General features: G+C 48.4%; 8 protein-coding genes and 1 pseudogene. All 9 read right to left on the bottom strand.

The genetic code is table 11. The features are described from left to right. Positions 1-178 precede the first annotated feature (178 nt). Entirely contained in the window at positions 179-661 is a 483-nt protein-coding gene (locus IEV89_RS20800) for a hypothetical protein (RefSeq protein ID WP_188475425.1), read from the bottom strand. Continuing rightward, positions 662-2,884, bottom strand: a complete 2,223-nt coding sequence (locus IEV89_RS20795; protein WP_188475424.1) for a M23 family metallopeptidase — start codon at positions 2,882-2,884, stop codon at positions 662-664. A 14-nt stretch (positions 2,885-2,898) separates the two neighbouring features. Continuing rightward, entirely contained in the window at positions 2,899-3,153 is a 255-nt protein-coding gene (locus tag IEV89_RS20790) for a DUF2345 domain-containing protein (protein ID WP_188475423.1), read from the bottom strand. A 168-nt stretch (positions 3,154-3,321) separates the two neighbouring features. Beyond that, positions 3,322-3,848, bottom strand: a pseudogene (locus IEV89_RS20785) (hypothetical protein); the annotation flags it as partial. 313 nt (positions 3,849-4,161) lie between these two features. After that, on the bottom strand, positions 4,162-4,929 hold the full coding sequence (locus tag IEV89_RS20780) for a hypothetical protein (RefSeq protein WP_188475422.1): 768 nt from the start codon (positions 4,927-4,929) through the stop codon (positions 4,162-4,164). Further along, positions 4,916-5,293 (bottom strand): hypothetical protein, encoded by a 378-nt coding sequence (locus IEV89_RS21840; RefSeq protein WP_229746551.1) that lies wholly within the window; start codon positions 5,291-5,293, stop codon positions 4,916-4,918. The genes IEV89_RS20780 and IEV89_RS21840 overlap by 14 nt, the downstream gene beginning before the upstream one ends. A gap of 77 nt (positions 5,294-5,370) precedes the next feature. Then, positions 5,371-7,212: a M23 family metallopeptidase gene (locus IEV89_RS20775; protein WP_229746550.1), complete on the bottom strand. Its 1,842-nt coding sequence runs from the start codon at positions 7,210-7,212 to the stop codon at positions 5,371-5,373. 15 nt (positions 7,213-7,227) lie between these two features. Then, complete coding sequence (locus IEV89_RS20770) at positions 7,228-9,570, bottom strand: type VI secretion system Vgr family protein (protein WP_188475421.1); 2,343 nt, start codon at positions 9,568-9,570, stop codon at positions 7,228-7,230. Further along, entirely contained in the window at positions 9,567-12,215 is a 2,649-nt protein-coding gene (tssH, locus tag IEV89_RS20765) for a type VI secretion system ATPase TssH (protein WP_188475420.1), read from the bottom strand. The genes IEV89_RS20770 and tssH overlap by 4 nt, the downstream gene beginning before the upstream one ends. Positions 12,216-12,472 lie beyond the last annotated feature (257 nt).

Genomic DNA, 12,472 nt, shown 5'->3' with positions numbered 1-12,472 from the left:
TGCGTAGACGTTAATGGACAGTATTTCCAAAAAACGATTAAAAATGATATTTACTTATTCACCCATCTCACTTAGGTTGATTTTACTCAGGAATTTCAAGCACGAATTCACGATTATCATTCGAAATTATTTTTCCTTTGTATTAATTGATCTTGAAATTTCCTTCTGGATACATGAATCATCTTACCTTGAATGAAAGATATATGATTTTGTAATAATCAAATAAGGACGGGTCTCCTCTGCCAGTAAAAATGAAATTTATCTTTTTTGGTAAATTTATTTCTGCCTGAAAACACTGTTCAGAATGGTATCCAGCATCATCTTCATACTTGCACGAAATTACTGCGCTCATCCCGGTAAATTTCGATGTAACGTTTATATCTGCCAAAACCGGGATACCATCAGTTACTGCCTCCCATTCCCCGCGATCATTCATGGTGAAATAATCACTTTCCTCACTGAAGGAATTTCTGCATAGTTTAAGGTAATCGGATGCATTTGCATGCTCAGCCCTAATAATTAAACAACCATTTTTTTTGTTTACTTTCCATTTTACAGGGGTATTTATAGCAGCCTCTTCCAGTGAAGTTGATTTATACTCTTCCCGGCTATAACACGAATTAGCAAACAAAAATAAAAAAAACATCATAATGATTTTCATTTAATTATCCCCAATAATAGAATATGTATCTTTCGTTGATTGAAATCTGCGCTCAAAAGATTGCTGATCCCATCTGTTTATCACCATACTAACAGATCTTGAACTATCGCGTGTAACTCCTGCATCTGCTCTTCGTAAAACTCCATTTTTTGCTACGAATTGCCCTCCAGAATCAATACAATTATACGGTATTGTCGATATATTTTGAGGATCATCGATTAAAGGAACCCTTAATCGATTTGGATTTCGCCACCAACTATTATCATAATCCGTACTACGCAACCATCCTCTATAAGTCCAATATCCCGTGTAATTCGCCAGGCCGGTTAACTGTTTAAATCCTCGCCCGCGGAATTTCATCCCATCTCCAATATGAGATAAAGTTGAATCAATAGTTCTCCTTTGAGGCGCAGTTAAAATTGGCCTATTACTTGAGTCTCTTCCAATAACCACAGTCAAAATATTATTTCTTGAATCTCTTAAATCACTTTTAGTGACATTCCCCAAATCATTACCTTCACGCTCATAATTGTGGAAGTAACCATAAATATCTTTCGGGTCAGCATAATAGCCATTAATTTCTTCGGAAAATGATGGATGCTCAGGATGACGGCTAAATGAAACAGAACCCTCAACCATAAGATTTAAGTTTTGTGATTCAATTGCACCTTGCCCCAAGAAGTGAGCTGCGCGCATTGGATTATTCATGCCATATTTAATTAATATAAAATTAATAGAAGCACGGTATTTTTCCCTAATATTTTTAGCTGTAGTGGAGTAAATCCTACTTAAATCTATCTCATCTACCCAGCCACACTTCCTGAAATGCTCAATAAATCCACGCGGATCAAAATGCCATACTTTCCCTGACCCCAGGGCCCCTGAATCAAAACACAGGGCCTCTGCATGCTGTTTAAACCTACCGTAGTCTTCTTCGCTCATCAGAATTCGATCCTTCGATTCCTGAGATCCCGGTATTTGCCACGTTGCGGTTTTTTCCGGTGTGCACTGCTCCCAGGGCAGACCAGTCATCAGCCATTTGTACCGGGCATCAATTGTGCTTTTTTCCCACTCAAACGGAATACAGCAGATGAGTTTGCTGCTTTGTGCTTCGTACCTGTCTTCATCCCTGAGCTTTCTTATTGCCGCCGAGTTGCACTGGCTGTGCGTGTCTTTATCATCATCAATCAGTTGCCATCCCGTCCAGTGGGGGAAATCAGCATCGCTGAACTTTTTGACAGCCGCTACGGCAAGGTTCACAACACCTTGTCCACCGGGATAGTTTACGGTCATCCATAAGGGGGCATCAGCAGGAACCAGGGTTTCATGTTCAGTGTTAATAATTCGCCCAAAGCGCAGCAGTTCATATCCGGCACTCGGACTTTGCGGATAGCGTGAGGTGGCTGTTTTATAAAGGTTGTACTCATAGTCCTCGCCGTCGGCATTGACCAGGGGTAAGCCAACAGGCTCAAAGGCACCTTCTGCATCCGCACATGCCTGTCGCGTGATCATCGTGCATGCCCCTTTGCTGAGACTCATGCTTGCGTACAACGGAACCGCACTGGTATGCACTTCATTCAAGTTCGTTGTAGTAGCTATATTAGTCGAAGGCCGCGCCTCATAAAATTTCGTTCCTGCAGGCAGATAGAAATGAACATCGCCATAGACAACATCTGTCCGGCCGCTTTCATTAATATTTAACTCGCCAGTAGTTCTACCTATCAATTTCCTGGTATTTGCATCATCACAGAAAATCTGGAAATGAAATTCATTCTGCCCATCAGTCATTCCCGAAGAACCCAGCGGGGCTTTACGATAGATTTTAGCGTCAATTTTAATCTCTGCTTCAAGATGTTTCAGATGCATGTACAAGGAGTAAAAAACAACCTTCCCGTCTTCACCGGAACCGATTTCAGTCTCATGTTTCAATAAAACATAGCCATCATCCGTTCCTCTGAGAGGCGAATACTTCAGCGGGAATTGATCTCTTTCCCAGGGTTTTGAAGGCATTCGAAACGACACGACCGTACCGTCAGCTATTGCCCTGACCTTCTCAGGCAATGCGCCTGAGTCCGTATGCTGTATATGGATCCCGCCATGCCATGAATCCGACGCATTAAGAGGATATCCTCTGCGGGAACTGACAGGCATCATGGCGTCAACCCAGTCAGCATCTGACTGGGTTGCATCCCTATTTCTCAGAAATGGAGGACTGATAATCATGTTGTGACTCCTTGTCAGGAAAAAGTGAAGTGACTGGTGGGTTCTGTTGTTTCCGGGGCGACACTCGGAAAATCTTCTGGTTTATTTGCCTTTTCCTGCCGACCGTAGTTCCCCGCCTTCGTCAGATAGTCACCCGCCGTACCAGACTCAATCTTGTTCTCATCCAGCGTGATATAATTGCCCCCGGCGTTAAGCGTGATCTTCTTCTTCGCGGTAATGTAGATTTCATCTTCGGTGCTGGTGATGGCCTCGCTGGCGAGTAATTCCATCCGGTGCGTGAACTTAATAAATTTATGACATTTTTGTCAATTAATTTTCTAATTTAAATAGCAGTCTTGCAGAACAAACTATTTTTTATCTTATATTTGTGAGGCGAGGTTTTTCCTTTTTTTTGTGCTGCACAATTACCTGCTATATTCTCACAAGCCTAATGTTCCTCACAGTTTTTGAATAGTAGACACCCCTTCAAAAACTTTAATACACTTTTCTAGTATTTCATCACTGTTTCTAATCCTTCCAAATTCGTCTATTTTCGTTGGAAAAATCACTCGTTTGTTAATCTTTATATTCCAGACCCCAGATCCTGCAGGTATTTTACCTTCCTGGCAGTTAAAGTCATTTACTACGACATATTTTCCATTAGTTGAAATTTGACCGTCACCATTGCTATCTCCCAGAGAAAATCCTTGCTCTATTTTTTTATTTTTGGGATTGTAAAAACCTGCGTCACGCAACAAGTTTATATCGCTACCAAAATGAGAAAGAGATGTTAACCAACTGTCTTTATCTTCTAATGAAAACTGAAGAAATAACTTATTTCGAAATTTACATCCTGTAGCATAGTAATGTGCGAGTTGGGTAGATAGTATAGTTTCGTCTTGCCGTTTCTACACTCATTTAACTCATTCATTAATAGATATCTATGGGAAGAAAATAATATAATTGCTTTCCTATCACTCGTAAGGTTAAGAAGTTTTCCGCCATCCTTAACATCACCTTTATCTAGGTTAATTATTGTGCACTGTCGTATTTCCCTGTTTTCACTTTGAATAGAAATTGAATTGGTTTTTTCATCTGATAATAAAACTTTCCCCCATTTATTTTTATTTTTTTCGAATAATAACCACTAGTGTTTTAATCTGAAAATGAAAAATTTGGCCAAAGTGGGAGTGTTGCACAAAGACATAATTGTATTAGCTTCATATTAATTCCCTTTTGGCTAACCTAGTGAGGGTCTTGCTTGGGTGTTTTTGAAGTTATACAACTTAAGGAGGTCCTTATTTTGAGACTAACTCCCCTCCAAGTTCTTCTAGACTGGCCACGCCGTTGAAAAGTTTATGACATTTCTCATCTATAGTGATGCTGCTATTTTTATGTGATGAGAATACAACTCTTTTTTTGTTTTCGAGATCCCAGATCCCAGGGAATGAGTCAGAGGAACAGTCCAGATTGACAGGGAAGATATACTTCCCATTTATGGATATTTTACCACCGTATCCGCCACTTGATCCTTCTAAATAAAATGAATTATCTTTATTAGTTGTCTGTTTATTTTCAAATCCTTTGGCATTGATTATATTTTTATTGCTATCGAATTTAGACACGATGGCAGTATAACTCAAGGTACTTATGTCTTCTAATACTACAGAGAGATAGATTTTCTTTTCAAAGTTTAAATCTATAACGGTGCCAAATGGATATGAGTTTGGAACTGGGACTTTGTGTAATGAAACTCCCCCTTCCTGGCAATTAATTACCTCATCTACGTAAAGGTATGACTGTGTATTGGCCAGAAGTATAGCCTTTTTATCCGTTGTTAATGATATAACACCTGCGCCATTGTTATACGTTATATTCCAATTGTTAATTTTACACTTAGTGTCAGAGTGATTTTTTATTATATTCAAAATGGCATTTTCATTTTTGTCTAATAAAATGCTGGAGCCATTAATTGACACTTCATTATAATACGTAGCATGTGCTAAGTGAGGTGTGAAAAATAAAATATAGAAATATTTCATTGTTATTTTTTTAACATTTATCATTTAATATTTCCTTTAAGTTATTAGTCATTATTTTTCTTTGTGACAGCCCAATGATACCACCATTAATCGCTTGAGTGACTTTCGTCACTACACCGTCATCGGCACTATCTGCGTGGTCTTTATCTATCTCTTTTACGGTACTACTTCTAAAGCAAGTAATATAAAAAGAACCAGAATCAATGCAGTTATATGGAGAGGCCGTGATCTTTTGAGGATCATCTATAACGGCGGGGTGTTTTTTCATCGCACTAAAGTTTTTTGATTTATACTTTATATCATCCCACCAGTATGCATCAAAAGAACTTTTCAATAGCCATCCTCGATAAACCCAATAATCTGCATATTTATCTCTACCAGTTAACATTTTAAAACCACGCCCACGAAATTTCTGAGCATCAACATCCCCACAGTTTCCGTTACTCCAGCTATATGACCCAGCGATTAATCCGCCATTTTATTGTACTTATTTCCTGAGTAATATATATCTACTTCACTGGGTTCAGAACCATACCAATGTCCCAACTCGGACTCATTCAAAGTTGATTTTATAACAATGCCGCCACCAGTTTGTTTGCCATTTACAATCACCTGCTCTTGGCTAACCTCTTGCATGGATGTTAGTGAATCAGATTCTACGGCCCCCTGCCCAAGGAAATGACTTTGTCTATTCGGTGTTAATATATTATATTTTCGCATTATTAAATTTAAAGATGTGTAGTTACTATCACTGGCTTTCTCGATTAAATTTACTTTTCTTACATCGCGTTTTTTATTTAATGCTGATGTCAGGATGGATTTTATTTTTCCCGGATCTAACCACCCGCACTTCCTAAAATGTGCAATAAACAAAATAGGGTTAAAGTGCCAGACTCGCCCAGTGGACAAACCGCTGACATCAAAACACAATGCTTTAGCATGTTCGATAAGGGCATTCCAGTCGGCTTCCGCCATCGCGGTGTCTTTTACTGCTTGCTCAAAAGAGAGAGTACTTTGCGCATTCAGCACGCTCATGTCAGGGGTTATATTATCGAATGCATACCCTGAAGCATTATTCCATGTGCCATCTACCTGATGGCTTGCTTTTTGATTGGCCAGACTTTCATTCATCATCGTCGTTTTCAGCCATGAGAGACGCTTTTCTAGCGTCGATGCGTCCCATTCCAGCGGGAAATGGCAGATCAGACCCTGCATATCATCGCCAATGCGGCAAAGAACCTGCTCTGAATTGCACTGGCTGTTTTCGTCTGTGTCGTCATCGACCAGTTGCCAACCGGTCCAGTCCGGGAAATCACCATCACTGAACTTCTTCACTGCCGGAAGGGCGAGGTTCACAAAGCCTTTGCCACCCGGATAACTGATGGTTCGCCACAATGGGGCGTCGGCAGGGACCAATGTTTCATAGTCGGTGTTGATGACCCGCCCAAACCTTAACAGCTCATAGCCTGCACTTTGGCTTTGCGGGTATAACTTCTTAGCCTGCGCATACAAGTTGTATTCGTAATCTGCACCATCGGCGTTTACCAGTTTCTCACCAACTTCTCTGTATTTTCCAATAGAGAACACACCTTTCTTACGCGTGAGCATGGTGCACTGACCCTTATCAAAGCTCATGCTGACAAAGAGAGGTTCGGAGCTGGTATAGGTTTCAGCTTCAGTGGTTGTGGTGGCGTTGTTGGCCGGCGCGTGGCTGTAAAATTTGGTGCCTGTTGGCAGATAAAAATGCATATCGCCATAAACCGCATCTGTTCGACCATTTTTCGTCAAATCCAGTTCTGGCGTCGTGCGGCCAACGAGTTTTACCAGATTAGCATCATCACAAAATATCTGGAAATGGACTGCATTACACCCATCAACCTGGCCGACTGTACCCAGCGGATCTTTTCGATAAACCTTCTCACCTGCCTTTACCGCGACATCAATAGAAGCCAAATGCATATAGAGTGAGAAATACACGACTTTGGCATTTTCACCTGAACCGATCTCAGTTTCATGTTTCAACAAAACGTAGCCGCAATCCGTAGCGCCATTGTAGTTATAAGGCGGAATACCTTTTTTATCACCGACGGGCTGGCGGAGAGAGTGTACCCTGCCATCTGCGATAGCTCGGATCTTTGCTGCCGTATCGCCGCTGTCAGTATGAGGAATATGTATACCTCCGTGCCACGAGCGATGGCTGTTTGTGGGAAAACCGCGCTCAGGATCTACAGGCATCATTCTGGAGACCCAGGAAGCATCAACTTCTGAGTCGGACTTATCTTTTAAAAATAAAGGGCTGATAATCATATTTTTAACGTCCGGTTAAGAGAATAGCCAACGTTTAATAGGGTCTTCAGCTTTAGCGGCTAAGGCTGGAAAGTCAGTTGGGAGCTTGGCCTTATCTAACCGCCCATAATGCCCGGCTTTCGTCAGATATTCCCCAGCAGTGCCCGACTCAATACCGTTTTCATCGATTCGGATATAACTGCCGCCGGCGTTAAGTGTGATCTTCTTCTTCGCCGTGATTTTGATTTCATCTTCGGTGCTGGTGATGGTGATGGCCTTACGGGCCAGCAGCTCCATCAGATCGTTTTGCGCCTGCACGGTTATGGGGCCCTGATTGGCGATGAGTTTCATCCCCAGCTTTCTGACGAAGATACTTAGGGTATTCCCCACACCAATAAAGAAATTCTTCGCGACACTGACATCCGCATTATTACCGGCCATGCCAATCAGGTTGTCGCTGGCACTCATTTGCAGATGCTCACCGCTGCTCAGCGCGATCCCCTTTGGCGCACTCAGTAACAGGACTGCATGTTTAAGTTCTGTGAGGTTTTGCTGCAACAGACTGATTTGAGCCTGCAGATCTGATGGATTGGCCATCGCCGTCTGGGCATTTTCGGAAATAGACCGCATCTGCTCATGGGCGTTTTTCAACACGCTGATAGCGGGTTGCATCTCCAGCACTTTCCCCTGTGCCTTCGCCTGACCGTCAGCACTGATGAAAATCCCTTTTTCGGCGCGGATGGCACCAAAACTGTCGGTGCGCAGCTCAAAACCTTCACCGCGCTGCTGTTTCGCCGCATCCACCAGATGCCCCAGGTTCAGCTGGCTTTTTCCGCCGTATTCGGTGCTGAGCTTGATGTGCTCTTTACCGCGCTCGTCTTCGAGGCGCAGTTTGTTGTTCGACGGCGTGCGCAGGACGTTGCGCTTATAGTTCTTGATGGTAACGTGGTCGCCGTGCGCCGAATCGTGCAGGACGTGGGCGATGTACGGGCGGTCCGGGTTGCCGTTCTCAAACGCAATCGCCACTTCGGTTCCGGACAGCAGCGGCATATGCATGCCGTAGGTGTCACCGGCGTACGGGCGCGCCTGTCGTACCCACAGGCTTTCGTAGCCCTGCTCCCACGCGTCGCGGTCGAACAGCATGTTGACGCGGTAACGTCCGTCTTTATCGATATGACCGTAGGTATCATTGGTGGTGGTGCTGGTGACGCGGGCGGGCAGCGTGCCGGCCATGACGGGTTTACTGGCAGGAACAGGGCGGAAGCAGTAATCCTCGGAATACGGGATGGCGTCGAACGCCACCTCAAAGCTTTTGTCGCGGCGCGCCAAGCAATGGGTGTGAACAATAATCACACCTTTCGCGAATGCCGGAGGGGCATCGCTGCCGGTCACTTTCAGCTCCATGCCCGGCACCAGGGTGGCAGCGTTGGCGATACCATTAAAGCGCGCCTGACTATTCAGATACTGCTCGTGGCGCAGGCGGGCGTAGAACGCGCCGCTCTCGGTTTGTGGCTCGCGGCCTTCGACTCCGGCGGTCAGGTAGTTATCGGCGTAGTGATAGGCTTCGCCGTAGGTGGTGGCATCGCCGCGGGTGATATCGACACTGCCGGACAGGTCTGACGTCGCGGTACGGTAGTTATAGTCACCGGTGCTGACGGATTTTTGCACCACCTGATGGATGCTGGACAGCGCCCAAGCGGACTCGACGCCGCTGTCGTGCATGCCAGAGGGCGGCACGGCCTGCAACGTCAATCCCTGCTGATAGAACTGCTGGTCGTCGTAAAACTCAACAACGTCGATGTTGAGTTTCGGGTCAGCGGTGAAGCGGAACCAGATACCGACTTCGGCCAGCAGGCGTGAAATAAAGCGCAGGTCATCTTCCCCGTATTGCACCACCTGTTCGCGGCGCGGATACTCTTTGGCGAGCGTGAAAACAAAATCCTGTCCGCGCATGTCGTGGCGGTCGCGCAGAATTTTATCCACGATGTCCGGCACGGACATGTCCTGATAAATACGATTCTGATGGCTGCGTGAAAGCAGCGCGAGGCGCGGTTGCAGACACAGTTCGTAGCGGCTCTCATCTTTTGAGGTGGAGAGATGTTTGAAGCCCGTGACGACGCCCTGAATGACGCGCAGCGGCTGCTGAACGGACACACCAAAGGCTTCGGCTACGGGTGCCTGAAGCGTCAGCGAGGCGTCCTGCATCAGCATGGTGGTCGGGTCGATGTTTTTGTCGGTGCTGGTGAACTGAATGTCGTACTTAAACGGTAAACTCAGCCACTCCTGACCCTCAAGACTCAGAACATCCAGCGGTGCGCTGTTGCCGCGTACGGCGAGCGTGTGGTGGCTGTGGTCGAAAAATACTGAGGCAATACTCATTGTTCTTCCCCTTCAAACTCCAGCGTAATCCCCTGCTCTTCATCCCAGCCTAACGTCAGTGACGTGGTGTGCTGTTTCTCCGACATACGGCTCAGGAGTTGCTGGCTCAGCACCGGCAGAATTTGCTGGTTGAGCAGGCTGTCGATGTTGCGCGCGCCGGTGTCCGGCAGCAGGCAGGCGGCGACCAGCGTGTCGTAAAGGCTCTCTTCGATATTGCAGCTCAGGCCGTAATGTTTGTTCAGACGTTTAGCCACTTGTGCCAGCTTCATTTCGACGATGGTGCGCAGGGCGGTGGCATGGAGCGGGCGATAGATCAGCGTCTGAAAGCGGGCCAGCAGCGCGGGCTGGAAGTGGTCGCGCAGTATTGGGCGCAGCAGCTCCTGTAAGTCACCGTTGGTGGCTTCTGGCTGTTCGTCCAGCAGCTGCATCAGGTGATCGCTGCCCAGATTGGCGGTCATCAGAATCACGGTGTTGCGAAAATCGATTTCGCGGCCTTCGCCGTCGCGCATCATGCCGCGGTCAAAAACCTGATAGAACAGGTTGATGACGTCACGGTGCGCTTTCTCCACTTCATCCAGCAGAACCACGCTGTACGGACGCTTGCGAACCGCTTCGGTCAGAATGCCGCCCTGCCCGTAACCAACGTAGCCCGGAGGTGAACCCTTGAGCTGGGAAACGGTATGCGCTTCCTGATACTCGGACATGTTGATGGTGATCAGCGATTTCTCGCCGCCGAACAGGGCGTCGGCCAGCGACAGTGCGGTCTCGGTTTTGCCGACGCCGCTCGGACCGACCAGCAGAAACACGCCCAGCGGGCCATTCCCGGAGGTCAGACCGGTTTTGGCGGCGCGCAAGCGCTGCGCCATATCCACTAACGCCGCGTCTTGCCCCACCACGCGGGTGGCGAGGTGGTGTTCTAACTGGAGTAAATCGGTCTGTTCGTCTTTGAGCAGGCTGGAGAGCGGCACGCCGGTCCAGTCGGCGATCACGGTGGCGACGGTGCGCGCATCGACGTCCAACGACAGCAGCGGCGCGCTGCGCTGCACGGTGCTCAGTTCTTGCTGCAACGCAGCCAGACGCGACGCGTCGGCTGCCTCCTGACGGGCGTCGACGATCTGCGCGGTCAGACGTTTTTCTGCCTCGTACTGCTGTTCGAGTTTTTGCTGATCGACGGCCAGCTCTACGCGGCGTTTTTCGATCTGCTGCAGCCGGTCGATGCCGACGTTCGGCAGCAGCAGGAGATCCTGTTCGATGGCCTGTTGCTCCATCGTCAGCGCGGCCAGTTCGGCATTAATCTCCATCAGCGGTTCTGGCAGGGTATCGATGCTCATGCGCACGCGGGCACCGGCAGTGTCAAGCAGATCGACGGCTTTGTCCGGCAGCTGGCGACCGGTGAGGAAGCGGCGTGAGAGGGTCACGGCGGCGGTGATCGCGGTATCGAGAATATGTACGCCGTGATGTTGGGCGTAGCGGCCTTTGAGGCCGCGCAGCATCAGGCTGGCTTTGGCGTCGTCCGGTTCGTCAACTTTGACCATCTGGAAACGTCGTTCGAGGGCGGCGTCCCGCTCAAAATACTGTTTGTACTCGGACCAGGTGGTCGCCGCGATGGTGCGCAGTTCACCGCGCGCGAGGGCGGGTTTGAGCAGGTTGGCGGCGTCCGCGCCCCCGACCTGATTGCCCGCGCCGATAATGGTGTGGGCTTCGTCGATAAAAAGCAGCACCGGCGTCGGCGACTGCTGCACGGCGTCGATGACGTTTTTCAGGCGCTGTTCGAACTCACCCTTCACGCCGGCACCGGCCTGTAACAGACCGAGATCCAGCGTGCGCAGGCTGACGACTTTCAGGCTGTCAGGTACATTGCCTTCGGCGATGCGTAATGCGAGCCCTTCCACCAGCGCAGTTTTCCCCACGCCCGGCTCACCGACTAAAATTGGGTTGTTTTTACGGCGGCGGGAGAGGATGTCGATCATCTGGCGGATCTCGGTGTCGCGCCCGAAGATTGGGTCGATCTGTCCGGCTTTGGCTTTGGTCGTGACGTCGAGAGTGAATTTATCCAGCGCGGCCTGCAGGGCTTCGCTCAATGACTGTCCTGAGAGGTTATCGGCTTGCGTTTTAGAAGGTTCAGCGAGCGAGGAGACCGGCATGCTCAGGCTGGCCTGCTGATGCAGCTCAGGCCGCTCCTCTGATATCGCGTCCAGCACCGGTTTGAGGTGGCGGATGTGTTCTTCACTCAGGCTGAACAGCGGCCACAGGCCTTCGCAGCGCAGCAGGCGCGGCTGTGCCAGCAGCGCTTCCAGCAGATTGACGCTGCGAATGGTCTGGTTGTCATCTTGCAACGAGGCGGCCAGCCACGCGGATTTCATCAGCGTTTGCAGGTCGTCGGCCAGCTGCGGGCGGGTATGGACGGAGCGCGGCAGGCTGTCGAGGTGCGACAACAGGTTTTGCCACAGAGCGTCCATGTCCCACTCGTAACGGCGGGCCAGCACGGTGATGTCGCCCTCGCCCAGCTCCAGCAACTTGAGCAGCCAGTGCTCAACCGTAATGTAGGCGTGGGCCCGCGTCTGACACAGGGTGGCGGCGGCTTCCAGCGCTTTCGCGCAGTAAGGATTGAGGCGACGAAGGAGGGTGGCTGATTGATGTTCCATACTGAGATTCCTTTTGTTTGGGTACGCTACCGCCCATAGCCTTCCTTTGCAGGAACCCAGGCCCATAAGGTCGATGTCTGAATTGTTTGGTGTTTGCGAAACTGCCGCTGACTCTCAACAAGCAGTTTTGGAAACAACAAAAACAGCAGACGGCGAACCGCCTGCTTGGGGGGTTACCCTAAATAATTCGTGTCGCGGGAAGGCGGCAAGTTCGCAAGTCTCCGGGTGCATAGAACTATGTGACCGGGGCGAGCGAA

This window comes from Hafnia psychrotolerans, from assembly GCF_014639435.1.
Lineage (GTDB): Bacteria > Pseudomonadota > Gammaproteobacteria > Enterobacterales > Enterobacteriaceae > Ewingella > Ewingella psychrotolerans.
Note: the sequence above shows the minus strand (reverse complement) of the source record. Positions and strands in the feature narration are given on the sequence as shown.

Excerpts from the sequence above, each read along its gene's own strand:
- IEV89_RS20770 (WP_188475421.1), bottom strand. The coding sequence starts at position 9,570 with ATGAGTATTGCCTCAGTATTTTTCGACCACAGCCACCACACGCTCGCC.
- IEV89_RS20775 (WP_229746550.1), bottom strand. The coding sequence starts at position 7,212 with ATGATTATCAGCCCTTTATTTTTAAAAGATAAGTCCGACTCAGAAGTT.
- IEV89_RS20780 (WP_188475422.1), bottom strand. The coding sequence starts at position 4,929 with ATGATAAATGTTAAAAAAATAACAATGAAATATTTCTATATTTTATTT.
- IEV89_RS20795 (WP_188475424.1), bottom strand. The coding sequence starts at position 2,884 with ATGATTATCAGTCCTCCATTTCTGAGAAATAGGGATGCAACCCAGTCA.
- IEV89_RS20790 (WP_188475423.1), bottom strand. The coding sequence starts at position 3,153 with ATGGAATTACTCGCCAGCGAGGCCATCACCAGCACCGAAGATGAAATC.
- IEV89_RS21840 (WP_229746551.1), bottom strand. The coding sequence starts at position 5,293 with ATGTTAACTGGTAGAGATAAATATGCAGATTATTGGGTTTATCGAGGA.
- IEV89_RS20800 (WP_188475425.1), bottom strand. The coding sequence starts at position 661 with ATGAAAATCATTATGATGTTTTTTTTATTTTTGTTTGCTAATTCGTGT.
- tssH (WP_188475420.1), bottom strand. The coding sequence starts at position 12,215 with ATGGAACATCAATCAGCCACCCTCCTTCGTCGCCTCAATCCTTACTGC.